Here is a 21,586-nt window from a genome sequence, read left to right on the forward strand (position 1 = left end):
GATCGATCCACCCAGGCGGCGATCGCGGGAAAGACGCCCTGCGCCGCCCACCGATACCAACACGGCCGCACACAACGGCCGGAACACCAAAGGAGACAACACCATGGCCATCTACGGCACCGCCTTGCTGGCGGCCTGCGTCCTCATCGGACTTTTCATCGGCGACGTCCTCGGCTCGGCGATCGGCGTCAAAGCCAACGTCGGCGGCGTCGGCTTCTCGATGCTCCTGCTCATCTTCGCCTCGGAATACCTGCGCAAGCGCGACCTGCTGCCCACGCCGACCAAGGAGGGCGTGCATTTCTGGAGCGCGATCTACATCCCCGTCGTCGTTGCCATGGCAGCCCAGCAGAATGTGGTGGCCGCAGTGAAAGGCGGACCGGCGGCGATTCTCGCCGGTGCGCTCGCCACCGCCGTCTGCTTCGCACTCATCCCCGCCATTGCGCGAATCGGCACCAAGGGGCCGACCACCGATGCACAGACCATTGCGGAGTAAGCCACCATGGAAGACATCCTTCTCGACGTCCTGACCAAGAACGGACTACTCACCGGTTTTGCCGTCATCGGCTTCACCATGCTGGTCTCCTACTGGCTGTCGAGCCGCTTCACCCGCGGCAAACTGCACGGGTCGGCGATCGCGATCATGCTCGGGCTGGCGCTCGCATACGTGAGCGGGCTCTTCACCGGTGGCCAGAAAGGCGTGGCCGACGTGCCGCTGCTCACTGGAGTTGGCCTGTTGGGCGGGGCGATGATTCGCGACTTCGCGATCACCGCCACCGCGTTCGGCGTGCATTTCCAGGAGATCCGCAAGGCGGGCGCAAGCGGCGTCGTGTCGCTGCTGGTGGGCGTGATTCTGTCCTTCGTGGTGGGCGCGGCGGTGGCCGCGGCATTCGGCTATACCGACGCGGTGAGCATGACGACGATCGGCGCCGGCGCGGTGACCTATATCGTCGGTCCGGTGACGGGCGCGGCGATCGGCGCCAGTTCGGAGGTCATGGCGCTCTCGATCGCCGCCGGGCTGGTGAAAGCCATCCTGGTCATGATCGCCAGCCCCTTCTTCGCGCCGCGCATCGGGCTCGACAACCCCCGCACGGCGATGGTCTTCGGCGGCATGATGGGCACGACCAGCGGCGTCTGCGGCGCGCTCGCGGCGATCGACCCCAAGCTCGTCCCCTACGGCGCGATGACCTCGACCTTCTATACCGGTCTGGGCTGCCTGCTGGGACCGTCGCTGCTGTTCCTCGCCACCCAGGCGCTGGTCGACTGACAACCGGGAGGGATGCCCCATGCAAGCTCACGATCTGCTGTGGCTCCATCCCGGCACCTGGGCCGACGGGGTGCCCCTGCCCGACTGGGCCGAGCCGGACTGGCCGGTGGTCGTCCGGCGTGCGCCGCGAGCTGGACGGGGCCTGATCCCGGTCGGGCTGCGCGGCCGCCACCGCAACCAGCGCCATGCTGCATGGGTGGCGCCTGCGCAGGTGATCCATTGTCGTACACCGGAAGCACTGGCGAATGAACGCGGATGGACGCGACGCCCCGGCGGCAGCTTCGCCTGCCTCGACTCACTCGCCCGCATCGCTCCCCTGCTCGAGCAAGCCGGGCTGGCGTGGGGGCCGGCCGGCGCCGTGGGATTCGCACTCGCCTGCGGCGCCACGGTCCTGCATCCGGCAAGCGATCTCGACCTGCTGCTGCGGACCGAACGCCCGCTCGACGGGAACGAGATCGCCTTGCTGAAATCCCTCAAAGCGCACGCGAGCTGCCGGCTCGACATCCAGGTCGACACCGGCCATGGCGGCTTCGCCCTCGACGAATGGCTGTCCGGGCGCCGCACCGTGTTGCTGAAAACCCCGCATGGCCCCCGGCTCGTGAGCGACCCATGGCAAGCGCAAACAGACGAGGATCGATCATGAGCGTCCTATTCACCTTTCCGGGCCAGGGTTCGCAGTCGCCGGGCATGCTGTCGCGGCTGCCCGCAGATGTCGAAGTCGAGCGTACCTTCGCACAGGCGCATGCAGTCCTCGGCCGTGATCCGGGCGAACTGGATACCGAGGCATCGCTCCGCTCCACGGTGGCCGTGCAGCTCGCCCTGCTGATTGCCGGCGTCGCGATGGCGCGCGTGCTGATTGCCCGCGGCGCCCGGCCGGACATGGTTGCCGGCATGTCGGTGGGCGCCTATCCGGCGGCAGTCGTCGCCGGCGTGCTCGACTACGAAGATGCGCTGCGCCTCGTCGCTCTGCGAGGCCGCCTGATGGAAGAGGCTTTCCCGGCCAGCTACGGCATGACGGCGGTGATCGGCATCGAGCTCTCCTACCTGGAGCGGATCGTCGCCCGGATCCATTCGCCATCGCAACCGGTCTTCATCGCCAACCTGAATGCGGAACGCCAGACCATCGTCGCCGGTGCCGATGCGGCGATGGAGGCGGTCGCCGGTGCCGCGCTCGAACAGGGGGCGACTCGCTGCGAGCGCCTGGCGGCCAGCGTTCCCTCGCACTGCGAGCTGCTGGCACCCGTCGCGCATGCGATGAAGAACGCATTCGCCGGCGTGGCCACGAAGCGGCCCCGCATTCATTTCCTCAGCAGCAGCGCCGCGCGCGTGCTCCGAGACCCCGCTCGCATTGCCGACGATCTCGCCGGCAACGTCGCCATGCAGGTGAACTGGCTCGACACCGCCAAGCTCGCCTGGGAGCGGGGGGCCCGGCTGGCCGTCGAGATGCCCAGCCGCGAAGTCCTCACCGGACTCACGCACGCCGCCTTTGCCGAGGGTCTCGCGCTCTGCTGCGAGAACAATCGCGTGGATACGGTCTGCGCGCTCATCCGGCGCGAACAGGAAGGCCGGACGAGGTGACGATTCCGGCCCGAGGTCACGCGCAGCTCACCTGAACAAACGCCGATCCCACACGACCGGCTCCGGCGCACTCACCTTCAGTGTCGAAAAATCGGGATGCGCCGGATTCACCACAGCGTTGAACTCCAGCCTGGCGACCACGGACGGCACGACAAGAACAAGGCTGCGGCGCGACCCGAGCCACGCATCGCCGAAACGCCGAGCAACCCTGCTGTCTTCGCCGTCCCATCCATCCGGCAAAGCCGATGCTTCATGGCGCTCGACCAGCGAAGCGTCGTCAGGCAGTTCGGCCGTGACGAACTGCTGCATCGCAGGAATGCGGCCGATACCGGCATGCGCAAGGATTTCGAGCATCGCGCAGGCATGGCTCAGCGAGCCGTAGATGGCAGGGTGGCCGGGACTGTTCCAGCGGCCGCCCAGCAAGGCAGCGCCCGTTCCGTCCCAGATCGGATGGCGCTTGTCCGCGATGCGGTAGATGCGCATCACGCGGCGATGCCGTAGAAGAGCCTCCACAACAAGGTCTCGACGCGGCGTGCGCCCAGTTCGGTCATGGCGACCTCCAGCGGCGGCCGCCCATCGAGCATCGCATGCGGTGTGTGCAGGAAGGCGAGCGCCTCCTCGTCCGAATCCCACACATGACGGGCCGTTGCGTAGACCCGGGCAAGCCGCTCCGTCTTCTCGGATTCGGCCGCGCTCAGGCGATCACGGCGGCGCTTGAACGTCGCCTCGGGCACGACGCGACGCAGCAATGCCCGGCGCTCGTCGACATTGCGCCCCAGCCGCTCGACCCCGGCCTTCAGGGCGTTTTTGGGCAGCCCTTCGGCAACCTGCTCATCCAGCTCGGCAAACGAATGCGGCGCCGGCACAAGGGCCATCACGGCAGCGATCTGTTCAGGGGTGACGAGTTGCATGGCCGACGTCCAAGTATCACATGACCTGTTCAATATGGCTCATGTGATACCGAACATCAAGCCCGATACGATCACTCCACCGTCACCGACTTCGCCAGGTTCCTCGGCTTGTCCACATCGGTCCCCTTGACCAGCGCCGCGTGGTAGGACAGCAGTTGCAGCGGGATCACGTGCAGCACCGGCGACAGCATGCCGTAGTGCTCGGGCATGTGCAGGATGTGCACGCCTTCGGACTCGGGGATTTCGCTGCCTGCGTCGGCGAAGACGTAGAGCTCGCCGCCGCGGGCGCGGACTTCCTGCAGGTTGGACTTGAGCTTTTCCAGCAGTTCGTCGGCCGGCGACACGGCGATGACCGGCATGTCCTTGTCCACCAGCGCCAGCGGGCCGTGCTTGAGTTCGCCGGCGGCGTAGGCTTCGGCGTGGATGTAGGAGATTTCCTTGAGCTTGAGCGCGCCTTCCATCGCGATCGGCCAGTGGCTGCCGCGGCCGAGGAAGAGCGCGTGCTCCTTGCCGGCGAAACGCTGCGCCCACTTCTCGATCTCGGGCTCGAGCTCCAGTACTTTCTGCACGGCGACCGGCAGGTGGCGCAGCGCGGCCAGGTGGCGCTCCTCGTCGGCTTCGGTCAGGCGGCCGTTGATCTTGGCGAGCGCCAGCGTCAGCAGCGCGAAGGCGGCGAGCTGGGTGGTGAAGGCCTTGGTGGAGGCGACGCCGATCTCGGGGCCGGCGCGGGTGATGAAGCGCAGCGCGGTTTCGCGCACGATGGCGGATTCGGGCACGTTGCAGATCGCCAGCGTGCGCTCCATGCCGAGCGACTTGGCGTGCTTGAGCGCGGCCAGGGTGTCGGCGGTCTCGCCCGACTGCGAGATGACGACGACCAGGGTGTCGCGGTCGGGCACCGATTCGCGGTAGCGGTATTCGCTGGCGATCTCGACCGTCACCGGCAGCCTGGCGATGGCTTCGATCCAGTAGCGCGCCACCAGCCCGGCGTGGTAGCTGGTGCCGCAGGCCAGCACCAGCACGCGGCGCACGCCGTCGAAGACTTCGGGCGCGCGCGCGCCGAAATGCTGGGACGCGACCCCTCCGCCGCCGGTGATCATTTCCAGCGTGTTGCCCAGCGCCTGCGGTTGCTCGAAGATTTCCTTCTGCATGTAGTGGCGGAACTGGCCCAGTTCGACCGCGTCGGCGGACAGGCTGGACAGATGCACTTCGCGCTCGACCGGGGTGCCGTCGGCGAGCACGACGCGGTAGCCGTCGCGGCGCAGTTCGGCCAGGTCGCCGTCTTCCAGGTACACGACCTTGCGCGTGACCTGCAGCAGCGCGGCGGTGTCGGACGCGGCATACATGCCGTCGTCCGCCACGCCCAGCAGCAGCGGCGAGCCGCGGCGGGCGACGATGGCGCGGAAGGGATCGGCTTCGGCCAGCACGCCGATGGCGTAGGCGCCGACGAGTTCGTTGGTCGCCAGCCGCACCGCCTCGAACAGGTCGGGCACGCCCTGCAGCTTGCTGTGGATCAGGTGGGCGATGGCTTCGGTGTCGGTATCGGAGGTGAACACGTAGCCGCGCGCCTGCAGTTCGGCCTTGATGCTCTCGAAGTTCTCGATGATGCCGTTATGCACCACCGCCAGGCCGCCCGAGATGTGCGGGTGGGCGTTGCGCTCGGACGGCACGCCATGGGTGGCCCAGCGGGTATGGGCGATGCCGGTGGTGGCGGAAAGCTTGCTGGCGTCGGCCAGCGCGGCGAGTTCGGCGACGCGGCCGGCCGAGCGCAGGCGGGTCAGTTCGCCCGCCAGCACGGCGAGGCCGGCGGAATCGTAGCCGCGGTATTCGAGCTTGCGCAGACCTTCCAGCAGGACGGGAACGACGTTGTTCGTTGCAATGGCGGTGACGATGCCACACATGGCGAGACTTCCTTGAAAGTGTGATTCGTTGGCGTCGGCGGCGAGCAGGCGCTCAGCGCGGCTGCTTGACCGGGCGCTTCCAGTTGGCGAGGCTGAGCTGCCGGACGCGGGTGACGGTGAGCTGCTCCGGCGGCGCATCCTTGGTCAGCGTGGTGCCGGCGCCCAGCGTGGCGCCGCGGCCGACGCGCACCGGCGCGACGAGTTGGGTGTCGGAGCCGATGAAGACTTCGTCCTCGATGATGGTGCGGTGCTTGTTGGCGCCGTCGTAGTTGCAGGTGATGGTGCCGGCGCCGATGTTGACCTTGCTGCCGACGTCGGCGTCGCCGACGTAGGCCAGGTGATTGGCCTTGGAGTGGTCGGCGATGACGCTGTTCTTGATCTCGACGAAATTGCCCAGATGCACGTCGCTGCCGAGCACGGTACCCGGGCGGGTGCGGGCGTAGGGGCCGATCACGCAGGCCTGGCCCATCGTGGTGCTGTCGACGTGGCTGAAGGCTTCGATGCGCGAACCTGCGCCGATGCGCGCGTTGCGGATCACGCAGTTGGGGCCGATGCGGACCTTGTCGCCCAGTTCCACCGTGCCTTCGAACACGCAATTGGCGTCGATCTCGACGTCGCGGCCGATGCTCAGGCTGCCGCGCACGTCGATGCGCGCGGGATCGATCAGCGTCGCCCCCTCTTCCATCAGGCGGCGGGCGATGTTGCCCTGGTGGAGGCGCTCCAGTTCGGCGAGCTGCATCTTGTTATTGACGCCCAGCGTCTCGGCGAAGGCGTCGGGCTGCTCGCTGACGACTTCGACGCCGTCGGCCACGGCCAGGCCGATGATGTCGGTGAGGTAGTACTCGCCCTGGGCGTTGTCGTTGCCGATGCGGCCGAGCCAGCCGCGCAGCCGGGCGACCGGCGCCACCAGGATGCCGGTGTTGACTTCCTGCACCTTGCGCTCTTCGTCGCTGGCGTCCTTTTCCTCGACGATGCGGGTGATGCGGCCGGCGCCGTCGCGCAGGATGCGTCCATAGCCGGTGGGATCGTCCATCTTCACCGTCAGCAGCGCCAGGCGCTCGCCACCGGCAGCGGCGGCCAGGCGGCGCAGCGTGGGCACGCCGATCAGCGGCACGTCGCCATACAGCACCAGCGCCATGTCGCCGTCGCTCAGGTGCGGCAGCGCTTGCTGCACTGCATGGCCGGTGCCGAGCTGGGGCTGCTGCCGCGCCCAGGCCAGGTCGGGAGCGTCGAGGTGTTCGCGCACCGCTTCACCGCCGTGGCCATAGACCACGCAGATGCGCCGGGCATCGAGCGTACGGGCGGCATCGAGCACGTGGGCGAGCATCGGCTTGCCGGCGATGGGTTGCAGAACCTTGGGCAGAACCGAGCGCATGCGCTTGCCCTGGCCGGCGGCGAGAACGACGACTTCCATGGAAATCTTCCAGCAGATTGACGAGTGGCGCGGAGTGTACCACCGCGGCACAGCATGAAATGTGAGCGAATGCATGGCGGATGCGTGAAAACGGCGGCGTTTTTCCAGCAAATCCCGCACAGATTGACGCATTGCACAAATGCGGCGCTTTTCCGCTTATATTCGTCACGGGCAGCGGCTAGAATTGCATGTTGCACTGCACACACAAATCAGGGATCCGCCATGGAACATTCCGACACCCAGTTCATACAGAACCGCACCTTCGACGAGATCCAGGTCGGGGACTTCGCCCAGCTGGTGCGTACCCTGCGCCCGGAAGACATCCATCTGTTCGCCGCCATGTCGGGCGACGTCAACCCGACCCACGTCGACGTCGAGTACGCCCGTTCCAGCCAGTTCCGTGAAGTGGTCGGCCACAGCATGTGGGGCAGCACGCTGATCTCGACCGTGCTCGGCACCGAATTCCCCGGCCCGGGCACGGTGTACGTTTCGCAGGGACTCAACTTCTGGCGCCCGATCACGATCGGCGACACGCTGACGATCACCGTCACCTGCAAGGAAAAGTTCGAGCACAACCACCACATCATCTTCGACTGCCTGGCGGTCAACCAGGACGGCCTGAAGGTCATCGACGGCATCGCCGAAGTCATGGCGCCGACGCAGAAGATCAAGCGCGCGCGCATCGTGCTGCCCGAAGTCACGATCTCCGACCGCGAACTGCGCTACCGCCACCTGCTGTCGGTGTCGGCCGGCCTGTCGCCGATCCCGATCGCGGTGACGCATCCCTGCGACAAGGAATCGCTGTCCGGCCCGGTGCAGGCGGCCAGGGCCGGCCTGGTCGATCCGATCCTGGTCGGCCCCGAGAACAAGATCCGCGCCGTGGCCGAAGAACACGGCATCGACATCAAGGGCTTCCGCATCGTCGATACCGAGCACAGCCACGCCTCGGCTGCCACCGCGGTCGCGATGTGCCGCGATGGCGAGGCCGAAGCCCTGATGAAGGGCTCGCTGCACACCGACGAGATGATGAGCCAGGTGGTCAAGAACCTGCGCACCGGCCGCCGCATCAGCCACGTCTTCCTCGCCGACGTGCCGACCTACCCGCACCCGCTGATGATCACCGACGCCGCCGTGATCATCGAGCCGACGCTGGAGGACAAGGTCGACATCATCCAGAATGCGATCGAGCTGGCCCACATGCTCGGCCTGCCCGAACCCAAGGTCGCGATCCTGTCGGCGGTGGAGACCGTCACCTCCAAGATCCGCTCCACCCTCGAAGCGGCCGCGCTGTGCAAGATGGCCGACCGCGGCCAGATCAAGGGCGGCCTGCTCGACGGCCCGCTCGCCTTCGACAACGCGGTGTCGCTGGTCGCGGCCAAGACCAAGGGCATCAAGTCGGTCGTCGCCGGCAATGCCGACATCCTGGTGGTGCCCGACCTCGAATCCGGCAACATGGTCGCCAAGCAGCTCGAATATCTCGCCAACGCGCTGATGGCCGGCGTGGTGCTGGGCGCGCGCGTGCCCATCGTGCTGACCAGCCGTGCCGACACCGCCGAAACCCGCGCCGCCTCGTGCGCCGTGGTCCAATTGATGGTGCACAAGAAGCGGGAGATGCTGAAAGCATGAAAGCCGTCCTCGTCCTCAATGCGGGCTCCAGCAGCCTGAAGTTCGCGCTCTACGCCATCAACGGCGAAGTCGCCGCGGCACCGGCCGTCTCCGGCCAGGTCGAAGGCATCGGCGCCACGCCCGAAATCACGCTGAAGACGGCCGACGGCCAGCGCATCCAGGAAGCGGTGAATGCCACGGGCAGCCAGGGCGAACAGCACCGCGACGCCCTCGACCACGTCTTCAAGCTGCTGGCGGCGCACAACCCCAGCCTCGAAATCGTTGCCGCCGGCCACCGCATCGTGCATGGCGGCGACCGCTACAGCGCGCCGGTGGTGCTGAACGCCGAGCTGATCGACGAACTGGAAGACTTCATCCCGCTCGCGCCGCTGCACCAGCCGCACAACCTGCGGGCGGTGCATGCGGTGACGGCGCTGATGCCGTCCATTCCGCAGGTGGGCTGCTTCGACACCGCCTTCCACCGCACCCAGCCCGCCATCGCCCAGGCTTTCGCGCTGCCGCGCCGGCTGACCCAGGGCGGCATCAAGCGCTACGGCTTCCACGGCCTGTCCTACGACTACGTCTCCCGCCAGTTGCCGGAAATCATCGGCGAGCGTGCCAAGGGCGCGGTCGTCGTCGCCCACCTCGGCAACGGCGCCTCGATGACGGCACTGCGCGACGGCAAGAGCGTGGCGTCGACGATGGGCTTCACCGCCGTCGATGGCCTGATGATGGGGACGCGCACCGGCAGCATCGACCCCGGCGTGCTGCTCTACCTGATGGAAGAAAAAGGCATGGACGCGCGCGCGCTGACCCGCCTGCTGTACAAGGAATCGGGCCTGCTCGGCGTCTCCGGCATCAGCCAGGACATGCGCACCCTGCTCGCCGCCGACGCCCCGGAGGCGAAGGAAGCGGTGGACCTGTTCTGCTACCGCATCGCCCGCGAACTCGGCTCGCTGGCGGCAGCGGCCGGTGGGCTGGACGCGCTGGTGTTCACCGGCGGCATCGGCGAGCACGCCGCACCGGTACGCCAGAAGGTGGCCGAACTGGCGGCCTGGATGGGCGTGAAGATCGACGCCGCGGCCAATGCCGACCATGCCCGCCGCATCGATGCCGCCGACAGCCGCGTCGCCGTGGCGGTGGTGCCGACCAACGAGGAGCGCATGATCGCGCGCTACACGGCCGAAGCGCTGGGGCTGTGATCTCGGCGCGGGCGCCCAATACTGTTCGTTCAAGCTGGCGCTTCTTTTCACCGTAGGAGCGGCTTCAGCCGCGAAAGGTGACTGTTCGCGGCTGAAGCCGCTCCTACGCCAAGAGGGAATCTCCCAAGTGAACAGCATTGGCGCGGGCACGGCCTGCCCGGCCGCCCGGCGGGGCGGGGTCGTCCTGGAGGCTACCCCCCGGGGCTACCCGCCTGGGGTTCTCCCGCCTTGAAGGGCTTTTCCGCCGGATGCTAATGTCCTTGCTCCAGCACGATGGAGCAAGACCATGATTCCCGCCCGCAAGCTTCTCGCCACCGCCCTGATGATGGCCGCCTTCGGCGCCTGGGCAAAACAGGCTGTCGACACCGGCCACGGCGGCGCCGTCGCCACCATCTCGCACCACGCCAGCCTGGCGGCGATGGAAATCCTCGATGCCGGCGGCAACGCCATCGACGCCGCGGTCGCCGCCGCCGCCACGCTCGGCGTCACCGACCCCTTCAGCTGCGGCATCGGCGGCGGCGGCTTCATGCTGATCTACTCGGCGCGGGACAAGCGCGTGATCGCGCTCGACCACCGCGAAACGGCCCCCGCCCGCTTCCATCCCGAGGTCTTCCTGAATGCCGACGGCAGCGAAATGGAATGGGCGGCCGCGGTCCCCAACGGCCTGTCGGTCGGCGTGCCCGGCACCGTGCGCGGCTGGCACGACGCGCTGGCGCGCTACGGCACGATGGACTTCGGGCAAGTGCTCGCACCGGCGATCCGCGTCGCCGAGCAAGGCTTCGCCATCGACGACAACTTCCACCACCTCAACAAGGGCAACGAGGCGAAGTTCGCACGCTTTTCCAGCACCGCCGCGCTCTATCTGAAGGACGGCAGGGCGCTGCCGGTCGGCACCCATTTCCGCAATCCGGACCTGGCGCAGACCTACCGCGACATCGCCCGCGGCGGCGTCAAAGCCTTCTACGAAGGGCCGATCGGCGCCAGCATCGTCGCCGCGGTCAACTACCCGCCGGCCAATCCGGGCGTCAGCGTCATTCCCGGCCACCTCGACATGGCCGACCTCGCCGACTACGAAGCCCGCGTCCGCCAGCCGATCCGCTCCAGCTATCGCGGCTACGAGATCCACGGCATGCCGACGCCGTCCAGCGGCGGCATCGCCATCGCCCAGGCGCTGAACATGCTGGAGACCTTCGACCTCTCCCGCCTGCCGCGCGCCGAAGTCGAGCACCTCTACCTCGAAGCCTCGCGCCTGGCTTTTGCCGACCGCAATGCCTACGTCGCCGACGAGGCCTTCATCGACGTCCCGCGCGACGGCCTGCTGTCCAGGGACTATGCGCGTGAACGCGCCAGGGCCATCGGCGCCGCTGCCGCGGCGGGCAAGGTCGAGGCAGGCGATCCCTACGCGTTCCAGCACGACCTGTCGGTGCCGCTGCGTCCGGCGCCACAGCCGCTCGCGCACGAGTCGATGCACACCACCCACCTCACGGTGTCCGACCGCGAAGGCAACGTCGTCGCCTACACCTTCACCATCGAATCCTGGGGCGGCAGCGGCATCGTGGTGCCGGGGCGCGGCTTCATCCTCAACAACGAGATGACCGACTTCGACTTCAGCGGCCCGCACCCCAACGTGCCCGAAGCCCACAAGCGGCCACGCTCCAGCATGAGCCCGACCATCGTGCTGAAGGACGGCACCCCCGCCTTCACCATCGGCTCGCCCGGCGGCTCGACCATCATCACCACCGTGCTGCAGACCATCGTCAATCACGTCGATCTCGGCATGAGCCTGGCCGACGCGCTCGCCGCGCCGCGCATGAGCCAGCGCAATGCCGACACCACCGAAGTCGAGACGCTGCTGAACTTCCCCGGCAGCGCACAGGCCGGGGCACTGGAAGCGAAAGGCCATGCATGGCGCGAAACCGATCAGATCGGCGCCGCCAGCGGCATCCGCTTCAATGCCGACGGCACCGTCACCGCCGTCAGCGAGCCGCTGCGCCACGGCGGCGGCAGCGCCATCGTGCAGAAACAGTAAGTCAGGCGAACAGGCCGGCCTCGTCCGCGGCTATCCATGCCGCGGTCGCGGCGAGCAGCACCGCCATCGTGCAATTGAAGCTGCGCAGCGCCGCCGGCCCTTGCAGCCATTCGCGCAGGCGCGCGCCCGCCACCGCCCACAGCGCGATGCAGGGCAGATTGACCACCAGGCAGACCAGTGCCAGCCCGGCCGCCGCCTGCCAGCCCGCGTTCGGCGGCAGGAACAGGATCGCGGCATTGAGCACCATCATCCAGGCTTTCGGATTGACCCACTGGAACATCGCCGCGCCCAGGAAACCCAGCGGCCTTGCCCGTCCGCCGCGGCCCGGCTGGCCGGCGCGGGCCTGGCGCAAGGCCAGCCACAGCAGGTAGCCGCAGCCCACCGCCACCAGCGGCGGCCGCAGCGCATCGAACCAGGCCATGGCCCAGGCCAGGCCGCTGGCGACGATCAGCATCTGCAGGCTGCTGCCGACGCTGACGCCGAGCATGTGCGGCAGCGTGCGGCGAAAGCCGAAGTTCACCCCGCTGGCGGCGAGCATGATGTTGTTCGGCCCCGGCGTCACCGACATCGTGGCCACGTAGGTCATCAGCGGCAGGTCGAGCATGGTGTTCTCCTGATGGGCATCGAGGAAGAACTATACGAATCGGCGCCTCACGGTTACAGATCCAGGAAAATGGATTTATAGTGGTCACAGATGATTTTCTTCATTAGCTGTATCCATCGAAGGCAGCGTGTACTGTGACCCCTGGCACCCACTCTCCGGATCTCCCGCCCCCGCCGCTCTACCAGGCGCTGACCGAGGAACTGCGCGAAGCCATCCGCGACGGCCGCCTCGCTGCCGGCGTGCGCCTGCCCTCGGTGCGCGAAGCCGCCGCCAGCCGCGGCATCAGCATCAACACCGTGCTCGCCGCCTACCGCCAGCTCGAGGCCCAAGGCCTGGTCGACGCACGGCCGCAGTCCGGCTATTTCGTCCGCGCCCGGCTGGCCGTGCCACCCGCGCCGCAAGCCGCGGCGGCCGAACCGAGTTCGGCGATCGTGGCCGAGAGCACCGTGCTGAGCCGCATCGCCGCGGTACTGGCGGCGCAGACGCGGCCGGACACCATCGACCTGTCGCTGGCCTGCCCCAAGGGCAGCGACTTCTACCCGGGCGAAAAGCTCGGCCGCATCGTCGCCGAACTGACCCGCCGCCACCCGGAACTGCTCACCGATTATTCGCTGCCGCCCGGCTCGCTGCTGCTGCGCCGGGAGATTTGCCGGCACGCCACCGAGTTGGGCATGCAGTTGCAGCCCGACGCCATCCTGCTGACCAACGGCTGCATGGAAGCGCTGCAGCTGGCGCTGCGCGCAACCACCCGGCCCGGCGACACCGTGGGGCTGGAGTCGCCGACCTATTTCAACCTGATTCCGCTGCTCGACCGCCTGGGCCTGAAGGCGATCGAGATCCCCACCCATCCCGAAGGCGGGCTGTCGCTGGACGCGCTCGAGCTGCTGCTGTCGGAAAAGCGCCTGCAGGCAGTGGTGACGATGCCGACGGTGCACAATCCGCTCGGCACCAGCATGAGCCCGGCCAACAAGCGCCGCCTGGCCAGGCTGGCACACGACTACCGCGTGCCGGTGATCGAGGACGCGCTGTACGCCGAACTGCAGTTCAGCACGCCGCTGCAGCCGACGGCCAAGGCCTTCGACCGGGACGGCTGGATCATCGTCTGCGCGTCCTACACCAAGACCCTGGCGCCCGGCATGCGGGTGGGCTGGATGGAAGGCGGCCGCTTCGGCCGCGAACTGGCCGAACTCAAGTTCTGTGCCTCGGTGGCGCAGCCGGCGCTGCTGTGCGAAGCGATCGGCCGCTTCCTCGAGAGCGGCGGCTACGCCCAGCACATGCGCCGCCTGCGCCGCACCTATGCCGCCCAGACCGAGCGCCTGCGCGGCCTGATCCACGACGCCTTTCCCGCGGGCACGCGCGCAACCCGGCCCGGCGGCGGCTTCCTGGTGTGGGTCGAACTGCCCGAAGGCTGCGACACCAACCGCCTGTTCGACCTCGCCCTGCGCCGCGGCATCGGCATGACGCCGGGCAAGCTCTATTCACCTTCGGGCCGCTACGACCGCCACCTGCGCCTGTCGGGCTGCTATCCCTTCAGCGACCGCCACGTGCATGCGCTGATGACGCTGGGCGAACTGGCCGGCGGGCAGTTGCGCTGAACGGCCCGCCGGCCGGCCTTCATCGGTTGTAGCTGCCGACTGCCACCAGCAGCCCGTGGCTCAGGCGGAACAGGGTGTGCTTGCTTTCCACCTTGCCGGTGGTCGGGTTGCGCCAGAAGTAGTCCAGCTCGCCGCTGCCGTCCTTGCGGGCGATCTCCAGCATCTGGCGGATGATGTACTGGCCGCGCGGGTCCTGCAGTTCGAAGCCGTCCGTCCCCACCATCGCCGGCGTCGCACCGTGGGCGAGGAAGCGGCCGCTTTCGGCATCGACGACGAAGACGTACAGGTCGTTGCGCACGAAGCGGCCGTTCAGGTCCTGGAACTCGGCAAGCGCCGCATCCTTGCCGGCATCGAGCGCCCGCAGCGCGGTGCGCAGCATGGCCCTGGCCTCCAACGCGGTCGCCCGGGGCGGGTAGTAGCCCACCGCCACGATCACTTCGCCGATCTTGCGGAACAGCGTCGTCTTCGGCTCGCCCCGGCTGTCGGCGGGATTGAACCAGCGGTATTCGATACTGCCCTGGCCGTCCCGCCTGGCGATCTCGATCATCTCGCGGAAGAAGGCCTTGCCGTCGGTATCGGTGTAGTCGAGCACGTTGTCGCCGACCAGCGCCGCGGACGAACCGCCGCTGGCCAGGAAGACGCCGTCGGTCCGCAGCGCGTAGGCATAGAGGTCGCGGTCGACGAAGGCCGACTGGCGGGCGAAGTCCAGCGCGCCGGCTTCGCCCTTCTCGGCGACGTGCCGGGCGGCGATGTCGAGCAGGGCTTCCGCGCGTGCCTGCAGCGCGTTCGTGGCGATCGGGGCGTCCGCTTCCTCCGCCAGCAGGGGTAGCGGCGCAGCGACGGTAGCGAGCACGGCCCCGAGGACCAGGGACTTCAGATAGGCGCCAAACGATTTCATGATGTTCTTCCTCACAAGGGTCGATTTCTGCCGGAAAACGGCGCGCCCGCCCATCCCGGGCAGGCACGGCGTTCCGTTCGCGTTCGCCTCAATAGCCCATCAACCGCGGCAGCCACAGACTGATCATCGGGAAGAAGGCGATCACGAACAGGGCGAAGGTCTGCGCAAGGACGAAAGGTGGAATGCGGGCGACGATCTCCTCCACCTTCGAGCCGCCGATCCCCGACGCGACGAACAGATTCTCGCCCAGCGGCGGCGTCATGAAGCCGATCGACAACGCGCAGATGACGACGATGCCGACGTGGGTCGGGTCCGCGCCGAGCATGTACATCATCGGCAGCAGCACCGGCACCAGGATCATGATCGCCGCCAGCGTTTCCATGAACATGCCGATGAACAGCAGGAACACGATCAGGATGGACCAGATCAGGTACATGTTGTCGGTCAGGTTCAGCAGCGAGGAGGCGATCGTGGCCGGGATGCGCTGCTCGACCATCAGCCGGCCGAACACCGTGGCGGCGAACAGGATCAGCAGCACGCGCCCGGTGATCCAGGTGGTGGTGCGCAGCGAGCCCAGCAGCGTCGAGAACTTCAGCTCGCGATGCAGGAAGAAGCCGACGAACAGCGTGTAGAAGATCGCCACGATGGCCGATTCGGTCGGCGTGAACAAGCCGGTGTAGATGCCGCCCAGGATGATCAGCGGCGCCAGCAGCGACCACACGCCGCGGCGCAGGGCCAGGCCGATTTCCCTGAAGGACCAGTTCTCGGTCAGGCCGCGGTAGCCGCGCTTCTTCGAGATGAGGTAGTTGATGGCGATCAGGCTGGACGCCATCAGCAGCCCCGGCACCACGCCGGCGACGAACAGCTTGGGAATCGACACCGAGTCGAACTGGCCGAACTTCGCGATCGCGTCGGCCGGCGGTGCCATGCCCAGCGCCGAGATGCCGAAGATGACCATCGGGATCGATGGCGGGATGATGATGCCCAGCCCGCCGGACGCCGCCGTCACCGCCGAAGCGTAGCTCTTCTCGTAGTTGCGCTTGGCCATCGCCGGAATCATCAGCATGCCGACCGCAGCGGTGGTCGCCGGGCCCGAGCCCGAGATCGCGCCGAAGAACAGGCAGGCCAGCACCGTGGCCGCGCCCAGCCCGCCGGTGATCGGCCCGGCCAGGGTTTCAGCGAGGTCGACCAGGCGTTTCGAGATGCCCGCCGCCTCCATCAGCGCCCCGGCCAGCACGAAGGCCGGCAAGGCCATCAGCGGAAAGCTGCCGACCGAGGTGAAGGCGATCTGCACGAAGGCGATCGGATTCTTGTCCAGCGCCAGGAAGGCGAGCATCGCCGAACCCGCGAGCGCCACCGTGATCGGCGCCCCGAGCAGCATCAGGCCCAGGAAGCTGCCGAACAGGATTATTAACAGATACTCTTCCATCGTTGTGTCTCCTCCACGTGGCGGAAATCAGCGCTTCTCGGCAGCAGCGGCCGCGCGTTTGATGTTCTCGATTTCCTCTGCTTCCGGATCGAGGATTTCGACGCCCCTGACCAGGGTCAGGTAGTTGTTCCACAGGATGCGGATCGACATCAGCACGAAGACGACCGGCAGGATCATGTAGAAGTACTTCATCGGCAGGCCGATGGTCTGGGATTTCCAGAACAGGTTCATGCGGTTGAAGACGAAGTCGTAGCTCAGCCAGGCCATGTAGAGGTTGAAGCCCACCCACAGCAGATCGGCGATCGCCTCGCTGACCTTCTTGACGATCGGCGGGAAGTAGCGGAAGTGGAAGGACACCCGGTTGTGCGCCGACATCTTGGCGGCGACCACGGCGCCGAGATAGGCGAACCAGACGAACATGTAGGTCGCCAGTTCCTCGCCCCACGGGATGGTGTAGCCGAAGAACTGGCGCAGCAGGATCTGCACGAAGAGCAGCACCACGAAGAAGGCCAGCAGCGCTTCGCAGAAGTACTCCTCGATATTCGAGAGCAGCTTGAGGACAGCTTTTTTGATGGACATGACGGCTTTCCCTGGCTGATGTGCCGGACACGCGCCGGCGGCCGCCGCCAGCATGGCGGTCGGATGGCTGCGCGCCCTGGCACGGGCTGAGGTTGGGGAAGGAGGAATGCGCGCCCGGCGCGGATGGCCGGTGTCAGCGCGCAGGCAGGCGCACCGGCACCGCCTGCCTGGAGCGCGTCACGCTCAGCGGCCCAGCGCCTTCAGCGCGGCATCGAGCTTGTCCTTGCCGCCGATGCTCTTGTGGAACTTCGGCCACACGGTGGTCGTGGCCTTCTCGATCCATTCCTTCTCACCCTCGGCCGGATCGGAGATTTCCATGCCCTTGGCAGTCAGCTCGGCACGAATCTTTTCCTCGGTCTCGAGCAGGTACTTGAAGCTGTGCTCGGTCGCCTCCCGGCCGGCTTCCAGGATCGCCTGCTGCACGTCCGGGGCCTGCGACTGGAACACCTGCTCGCTGACGATCAGCGGTTCGAGCGAGAACAGGTAGCGGATGTTGGTGATGTACTTCTGCACCTCATTGAACTTCATCGCCGCCACGGTGATGTAGGGATTGTCCTGGCCATCCACCACGCGCTGCTGCAGCGCGGTGAAGGTCTCGGTCCAGGCCATCGGCGTCGGGTTGATGCCCCAGGCCTGGTAGGTGGCGATCATGATTTCGTTCTTGGGCACGCGGACCACCACGCCCTTGAGGTCGTCGAGCGTCCTGATCGGACGCTTGGAGTTGGTCAGCACGCGGAAACCGGAATAGGACCAGCCGATGATGCGCACGCCGGCATCGCGGATGGTGTTCTCGACCAGTTCCTTGCCGACGTCTCCCTGCGTCAGGATCTTCGCTTCCTCGGCGCTCTGGATCACGTAGGGCAGCGTCAGCACGCCGACCGTCGGCGAGAAGGGCGTGATGTTGTTGATGGCGAGGATGGAGAAGTCCAGCAGCCCCATGGCGGCGTTGTTCACCGTGTCCTGCTCGTCGCCGAGCTGGCCGTTGGGGAAGAGGTCCACCTTGTGCTTGCCGCCGGTCTTGTCGCTGAAGCTCTTGGCGAAGCTGGTGCCGAGCTCCCACTGGGTGCCGCCGGCGGCATCGCCGATCGCCATCTTGAAGGTCGCGGCCATGGTCGCGGGCGCCGCCATCATCAGGCTGGCGGCGGCCAGTACGGGCATCAGTACGGTCTTGCGGATGTTCATGATTGTCTCCTCGGCCCCTTGAAGTGGCCTTATAGGTTTGAAAAGGTGCTGCAAACTCGACTGCTCATGCAAAGCGGGCTCCGGGGCATGCGGGCGCCCCTGCCGTCCCGTCGTTGTCGTTGTCTTCGCGGGCGCTCCTCAGAGGACCTCGTCCTTCAGGTGGTACCAGCGGTACAGCCACCACTGGCCGAACCGGCGGAAGGGCGCGAACATCTCGGCTTCGACCATTTCGCGCACGTTCGGGAAAGGCAGCCTGGACTTGAAGATCGGCAGCTCCAGCTCCCGGCCGCGCCCCGCGATCCATTGCGCCAGCCGGCGCCCGGCCTGGGCCGAGTACATCACGCCGTTGCCGCCGTAACCCAGCGCGTAATAGATCGTCTGCGCCGGATCGGGCTGGTAGATGCGCGGCATCATGTCGTGGCTGACATCCACCCAGCCCCACCACGAGTAGTCGATCTGGATGCCTTCCAGCGCCGGAAACTTGCGGTGCAGGTCGCGGATCAGAAAGTCCTCGTACTTCTTCTGCGGCGCATCCATGCCGGTGATGGCGCTGCGGCTGCCGATCTGCACGCGGTTGTCGGGCATCAGCCGGTAGTAGTGGCGCAGCACGCGCGTATCGGTGATGACCTGGGTGGTGCGGAAGTTGCACGCCTCGATCTCGGCCGCCGTCAGCGGACGCGTGACGATGGAGTTCGACAGGATGGGCAGCAGCCGGTTCTTCAGCTCCGGATGCAGGCTGTTCGAAGTGTAGCCGCCGGTGGCGATACCCACCGCGCGGGCGCGCACGATGCCGCCCGGCGTGCGCAGGTGATGCACGCCGTTGCGCGTCTCCCAACCCAGCACCGGGCTGGCCGGATGTACCGTGGCGCCCAGTGCGCGCGCCTTGCGGAGATAGCCGAAGGCGAGCTTGCCGGCGTGGATGCCGATGCCTTCCGGTTCGTGCATCGCGCCGCAGGCTTCCTTGTCGTCGACGTACTCGCGCTTGACCGTTCCGGCGTCGAGGATGCGGGCATCGTAGCCGAAGGTCTCGCGCAGCAGGCGGGCTTCCTTCTCCAGCACCGGCATCACCTTGTCGCGGTGGGCGATGTACAGGTGGCCGCCGGGCTGCGGATCGCAGTCGATGTCCTTGATCAGCTCCTTGAAGTTCTCCATGCCATCCAGGCACTCCTGGTGCATCTTCTTCGCCGTGTCCAGGCCCCAGCGCTCGATCCACTGCGAACGCTTCAGGCGCCCGGAAGCGCATTGCGCCTGGCCGCCGTTGCGCACGCTGCAGCCCCAGGCGCTGCGGTTGGCTTCCAGCACCGTGGCCTTGATGCCGTACTCCTGGGCCAGGAAGATCGCCGTGGTCAGGCCGGTGAAGCCGGAGCCGATGATGGCGACGTCGACGTCGATGTCGCGGGTGATCGGGCCATCGTCCTCCGGCGGTTCGCCGGCGGTGCCGATCCAGTAGGTCGGCGCGTAGTCGCGTCCGTGCCCGGGTGTGGGCGATACCAGCGGGTCGTAGGCCGGATCGTAGGGCGCCGACGGCGCCGTGGCCCGCCCCGCTCCGCCAGATTGATTGAAGACTGCTGCATCCATGTCCGGACTCCGTAGCTGTGAGGGCCGTATCCGAATCAGGCGGCGGCGACCGGCGGGCGATCCTTGCGGTAGGCGTTCTTCACCGCGATCCTGCCGTTGTGGAAAGTGAAGATGTCGACCATGCGGGCCTCGATCCGCGTGCCGTCGGCCTTGGTGCCGGAAAAGGTGGATTCGCTGACGCCACGGTCGCCGACGACGAAATGGTCGGCGTCGAGCCAGGCGGCATCCGGAAAGGTCTGCCAGGCAAGCTGGAAGCCTTCGCGCACCGCGTCGCGGCCGACGAAGCTGCGGCCGAGCAGGTCGGGACCGGCCACGGCATGGAAGGAGCAGTCGTCGGCCATGAAGCTCATCAGGGCGTCGATGTCGTGGCGGTTCCAGGCATCGCTGAAGGCTTGCAGGAACTCGACGGTAGGCTGGGTCATGGGGGTCTCCTGTATCTTGGCTCGTCTGTTGTCGGCCGCCGCCGGCGCAGGGCCGTGGCGGTGTCGAGGCTCAAGATTAGAAAACCATCGAAGCGCTGCGTAGGACCAGTTGGGAACAATCGTTTGGGCCAGCGAGGCTGCTCAGGCGCGGCCGGCTGGCTCCAGGCGCCGGAAAGCCGTGGCGAGCCGGCGGATGCCGGCTTCGACGTCGCCGGCGGAGATGGACGAGAAGCCCAGGCGGAAGCAGTTGGCCGGCGGCGGCTCGACGTTGAAGAACACGCTGCCCGGCTCGATCAGCACCCCCTCGGCCTCGGCTTCGCGCGCCAGCTCGGCAGCATCGAGCCAGGCCGGGCCTTCGACCCAGCAGGCCGAGCCGCCCGACACCGGCCGGTAGCGGAACTCCGGCAGATGGCGGTCGAGCGCCTGCATCAGGCATGCCGCCCGCTCGTGGTGCGCCGCCGACAGCCGGCGCAGCAGGGCGTCGTGGTGGCCGAGCGACAGGAACAGCGCGAAGGCGCGCTGCATGAAGGCGGTCGGGTGGCGCAGGTTGAGGCGGCGGATGCCGCGGATTTCGCTGATCAGTTCGGCGGGGCCGACGATGTAGCCGATGCGCAGGCCGGGGGCGAGGCTCTTCGACAAGCTGCCGACGTAGATCACGCGATCGTGCCGGTCCAGGCTCTTCAGTGCCGGCACCGGCTCGCCCTCGAACGGATTCTCGCTGTCGTAGTCGTCCTCGATCAGGACGAAATCCGCCTCCTCGGCCATGTCCAGCAGGGCTTCGCGCCGCGCCACCGGCATCGTCACCGTGGTCGGGCACTGGTGGCTGGGCGTGACATAGACGTAGTCGCAGGTCCGCAGCAAGGCATTCGCGACCAGGCCGTCGGCATCGACATCGAGGTCGACGATGCGCGAGCTGCGGCTGCTGAAGATGTTGCGCGCATCGGGATAGCCGGGATTCTCGATGCCCACCGGCGTGTCCGTGCCCACCAGCAGGTCGGCGAGCAGATAGAGCGCCTGCTGCGCGCCGACGGTGACGACGATCTCGTCGTCCGACGCCCAGACGCCGCGGCGCGGCAGCACGCGGGTGCGGATCTGGCGCACCAGCGATTCGTCGTCGCGCAGGATGCGGTCCTGCGCCCACTCGCCGATCTCCAGCGCGCTCAGCGTCTTCATGCAGCACTCGCGCCAGTCCGAGGTCGGGAACAGCGAGGGGTCGAACTGGCCGTACAGGAAGGGATAGGGGTAGCTCTGCCAGTCGGCGCGCTTGGCGATGTTGCGCTGCAGGGACGGGCGGAAGCGGAAGCGCCGGCCCCACTCCGGCGAGCGCGCACTCGGCGTGGGCGCCGTTTCGGCCGGCGGCGGCGTGGCGCCGGCGGGCTGCGCCCGTCCTTTCGAGCA

Annotated in this window: 20 protein-coding genes; 8 read left to right on the forward strand and 12 right to left on the reverse strand. The window is 67.5% G+C overall.

Annotation, left to right across the window (positions count from 1 at the left end; genetic code table 11):
- The first annotated feature begins 103 nt into the window (after window positions 1-103).
- Genes madL through mdcH form a run of 4 tightly spaced genes read left to right on the forward strand, consistent with a single transcriptional unit; the run spans window position 104 to window position 2,842 of the window.
- The gene (madL, locus tag TBU01S_RS18850) at window positions 104-493 is read left to right on the forward strand and encodes a malonate transporter subunit MadL (protein WP_068638982.1); all 390 of its coding nucleotides are present in this window, start codon (window positions 104-106) and stop codon (window positions 491-493) included.
- Between the two features lie 6 nt (window positions 494-499).
- Window positions 500-1,264 (forward strand): malonate transporter subunit MadM, encoded by a 765-nt coding sequence (gene madM / locus TBU01S_RS18855; RefSeq protein WP_068638983.1) that lies wholly within the window; start codon window positions 500-502, stop codon window positions 1,262-1,264.
- 19 nt (window positions 1,265-1,283) lie between these two features.
- Window positions 1,284-1,907, forward strand: a complete 624-nt coding sequence (locus TBU01S_RS18860) for a malonate decarboxylase holo-ACP synthase (RefSeq protein ID WP_068638985.1) — start codon at window positions 1,284-1,286, stop codon at window positions 1,905-1,907.
- The gene (gene mdcH, locus TBU01S_RS18865) at window positions 1,904-2,842 is read left to right on the forward strand and encodes a malonate decarboxylase subunit epsilon (protein WP_068638987.1); all 939 of its coding nucleotides are present in this window, start codon (window positions 1,904-1,906) and stop codon (window positions 2,840-2,842) included. Before TBU01S_RS18860 ends, mdcH begins: the two co-directional genes overlap by 4 nt.
- A 27-nt stretch (window positions 2,843-2,869) precedes the next feature.
- Here mdcH and TBU01S_RS18870 read toward each other — a convergent pair whose 3' ends face one another.
- The 4 genes from TBU01S_RS18870 to glmU all read right to left on the reverse strand — a co-directional run bounded on the left by TBU01S_RS18870 (window position 2,870) and on the right by glmU (window position 7,065).
- A complete protein-coding gene (locus tag TBU01S_RS18870; RefSeq protein ID WP_068638989.1) occupies window positions 2,870-3,325 on the reverse strand; it encodes an RES family NAD+ phosphorylase in 456 nt (151 codons plus the stop codon).
- Complete coding sequence (locus TBU01S_RS18875; RefSeq protein ID WP_068638991.1) at window positions 3,325-3,753, reverse strand: Xre family toxin-antitoxin system antitoxin; 429 nt, start codon at window positions 3,751-3,753, stop codon at window positions 3,325-3,327. Before TBU01S_RS18875 ends, TBU01S_RS18870 begins: the two co-directional genes overlap by 1 nt.
- Window positions 3,754-3,824: 71 nt before the next feature.
- The gene (gene glmS, locus TBU01S_RS18880) at window positions 3,825-5,651 is read right to left on the reverse strand and encodes a glutamine--fructose-6-phosphate transaminase (isomerizing) (RefSeq protein ID WP_068638993.1); all 1,827 of its coding nucleotides are present in this window, start codon (window positions 5,649-5,651) and stop codon (window positions 3,825-3,827) included.
- A 52-nt stretch (window positions 5,652-5,703) separates the two neighbouring features.
- The gene (gene glmU / locus TBU01S_RS18885) at window positions 5,704-7,065 is read right to left on the reverse strand and encodes a bifunctional UDP-N-acetylglucosamine diphosphorylase/glucosamine-1-phosphate N-acetyltransferase GlmU (RefSeq protein WP_068638995.1); all 1,362 of its coding nucleotides are present in this window, start codon (window positions 7,063-7,065) and stop codon (window positions 5,704-5,706) included.
- A gap of 222 nt (window positions 7,066-7,287) precedes the next feature.
- Between glmU and TBU01S_RS18890 the strand changes: the two genes are divergently transcribed.
- From TBU01S_RS18890 to ggt, 3 genes are all read left to right on the forward strand, one after another.
- Window positions 7,288-8,691 carry a bifunctional enoyl-CoA hydratase/phosphate acetyltransferase gene (locus TBU01S_RS18890; protein ID WP_068638997.1) on the forward strand — a complete coding sequence of 468 codons (1,404 nt, stop codon included), beginning with the start codon at window positions 7,288-7,290 and terminating at the stop codon, window positions 8,689-8,691.
- Window positions 8,688-9,872 carry an acetate/propionate family kinase gene (locus TBU01S_RS18895; RefSeq protein WP_068638999.1) on the forward strand — a complete coding sequence of 395 codons (1,185 nt, stop codon included), beginning with the start codon at window positions 8,688-8,690 and terminating at the stop codon, window positions 9,870-9,872. The genes TBU01S_RS18890 and TBU01S_RS18895 overlap by 4 nt, the downstream gene beginning before the upstream one ends.
- Window positions 9,873-10,158: 286 nt before the next feature.
- A complete protein-coding gene (gene ggt, locus TBU01S_RS18900) occupies window positions 10,159-11,901 on the forward strand; it encodes a gamma-glutamyltransferase (RefSeq protein ID WP_245650980.1) in 1,743 nt (580 codons plus the stop codon).
- Window position 11,902: 1 nt separating this feature from the next.
- On the opposite strand, the gene TBU01S_RS18905 is transcribed toward ggt, so the two are convergent.
- Entirely contained in the window at window positions 11,903-12,505 is a 603-nt protein-coding gene (locus TBU01S_RS18905) for a LysE family translocator (protein ID WP_068639001.1), read from the reverse strand.
- A 134-nt stretch (window positions 12,506-12,639) separates the two neighbouring features.
- Between TBU01S_RS18905 and TBU01S_RS18910 the strand changes: the two genes are divergently transcribed.
- The gene (locus TBU01S_RS18910) at window positions 12,640-14,100 is read left to right on the forward strand and encodes an aminotransferase-like domain-containing protein (protein ID WP_068639003.1); all 1,461 of its coding nucleotides are present in this window, start codon (window positions 12,640-12,642) and stop codon (window positions 14,098-14,100) included.
- Window positions 14,101-14,119: 19 nt separating this feature from the next.
- Here TBU01S_RS18910 and TBU01S_RS18915 read toward each other — a convergent pair whose 3' ends face one another.
- The 7 genes from TBU01S_RS18915 to TBU01S_RS18945 all read right to left on the reverse strand — a co-directional run.
- Entirely contained in the window at window positions 14,120-14,998 is an 879-nt protein-coding gene (locus tag TBU01S_RS18915) for a cache domain-containing protein (protein WP_068639005.1), read from the reverse strand.
- An 88-nt stretch (window positions 14,999-15,086) separates the two neighbouring features.
- On the reverse strand, window positions 15,087-16,427 hold the full coding sequence (locus TBU01S_RS18920) for a TRAP transporter large permease (RefSeq protein WP_068639007.1): 1,341 nt from the start codon (window positions 16,425-16,427) through the stop codon (window positions 15,087-15,089).
- 27 nt (window positions 16,428-16,454) lie between these two features.
- Complete coding sequence (locus tag TBU01S_RS18925; protein ID WP_068639009.1) at window positions 16,455-17,006, reverse strand: TRAP transporter small permease; 552 nt, start codon at window positions 17,004-17,006, stop codon at window positions 16,455-16,457.
- 183 nt (window positions 17,007-17,189) lie between these two features.
- Window positions 17,190-18,188 (reverse strand): TRAP transporter substrate-binding protein, encoded by a 999-nt coding sequence (locus tag TBU01S_RS18930; protein ID WP_068639010.1) that lies wholly within the window; start codon window positions 18,186-18,188, stop codon window positions 17,190-17,192.
- Between the two features lie 138 nt (window positions 18,189-18,326).
- A complete protein-coding gene (locus tag TBU01S_RS18935; RefSeq protein WP_068639011.1) occupies window positions 18,327-19,766 on the reverse strand; it encodes an NAD(P)/FAD-dependent oxidoreductase in 1,440 nt (479 codons plus the stop codon).
- Window positions 19,767-19,801: 35 nt separating this feature from the next.
- The gene (locus tag TBU01S_RS18940) at window positions 19,802-20,188 is read right to left on the reverse strand and encodes a nuclear transport factor 2 family protein (protein ID WP_068639012.1); all 387 of its coding nucleotides are present in this window, start codon (window positions 20,186-20,188) and stop codon (window positions 19,802-19,804) included.
- 141 nt (window positions 20,189-20,329) lie between these two features.
- The coding region (locus tag TBU01S_RS18945) for an aminotransferase-like domain-containing protein (protein ID WP_068639013.1) at window positions 20,330-21,586 on the reverse strand (1,257 nt) is incomplete at its 5' end.

Source organism: Thauera butanivorans NBRC 103042, assembly GCF_001591165.1.
Lineage (GTDB): Bacteria > Pseudomonadota > Gammaproteobacteria > Burkholderiales > Rhodocyclaceae > Thauera > Thauera butanivorans.

Bases quoted from the DNA above. Each gene is read 5' to 3' on its own strand.
- TBU01S_RS18920 (WP_068639007.1), bottom strand. From the start codon at position 16,427: ATGGAAGAGTATCTGTTAATAATCCTGTTCGGCAGCTTCCTGGGCCTG.
- TBU01S_RS18905 (WP_068639001.1), bottom strand. From the start codon at position 12,505: ATGCTCGACCTGCCGCTGATGACCTACGTGGCCACGATGTCGGTGACG.
- madM (WP_068638983.1), top strand. From the start codon at position 500: ATGGAAGACATCCTTCTCGACGTCCTGACCAAGAACGGACTACTCACC.
- TBU01S_RS18860 (WP_068638985.1), top strand. From the start codon at position 1,284: ATGCAAGCTCACGATCTGCTGTGGCTCCATCCCGGCACCTGGGCCGAC.
- glmU (WP_068638995.1), bottom strand. From the start codon at position 7,065: ATGGAAGTCGTCGTTCTCGCCGCCGGCCAGGGCAAGCGCATGCGCTCG.
- TBU01S_RS18925 (WP_068639009.1), bottom strand. From the start codon at position 17,006: ATGTCCATCAAAAAAGCTGTCCTCAAGCTGCTCTCGAATATCGAGGAG.
- TBU01S_RS18895 (WP_068638999.1), top strand. From the start codon at position 8,688: ATGAAAGCCGTCCTCGTCCTCAATGCGGGCTCCAGCAGCCTGAAGTTC.
- TBU01S_RS18930 (WP_068639010.1), bottom strand. From the start codon at position 18,188: ATGAACATCCGCAAGACCGTACTGATGCCCGTACTGGCCGCCGCCAGC.
- TBU01S_RS18875 (WP_068638991.1), bottom strand. From the start codon at position 3,753: ATGCAACTCGTCACCCCTGAACAGATCGCTGCCGTGATGGCCCTTGTG.
- TBU01S_RS18870 (WP_068638989.1), bottom strand. From the start codon at position 3,325: ATGCGCATCTACCGCATCGCGGACAAGCGCCATCCGATCTGGGACGGA.
- ggt (WP_245650980.1), top strand. From the start codon at position 10,159: ATGATTCCCGCCCGCAAGCTTCTCGCCACCGCCCTGATGATGGCCGCC.
- glmS (WP_068638993.1), bottom strand. From the start codon at position 5,651: ATGTGTGGCATCGTCACCGCCATTGCAACGAACAACGTCGTTCCCGTC.
- mdcH (WP_068638987.1), top strand. From the start codon at position 1,904: ATGAGCGTCCTATTCACCTTTCCGGGCCAGGGTTCGCAGTCGCCGGGC.
- madL (WP_068638982.1), top strand. From the start codon at position 104: ATGGCCATCTACGGCACCGCCTTGCTGGCGGCCTGCGTCCTCATCGGA.
- TBU01S_RS18890 (WP_068638997.1), top strand. From the start codon at position 7,288: ATGGAACATTCCGACACCCAGTTCATACAGAACCGCACCTTCGACGAG.
- TBU01S_RS18940 (WP_068639012.1), bottom strand. From the start codon at position 20,188: ATGACCCAGCCTACCGTCGAGTTCCTGCAAGCCTTCAGCGATGCCTGG.
- TBU01S_RS18915 (WP_068639005.1), bottom strand. From the start codon at position 14,998: ATGAAATCGTTTGGCGCCTATCTGAAGTCCCTGGTCCTCGGGGCCGTG.
- TBU01S_RS18935 (WP_068639011.1), bottom strand. From the start codon at position 19,766: ATGGATGCAGCAGTCTTCAATCAATCTGGCGGAGCGGGGCGGGCCACG.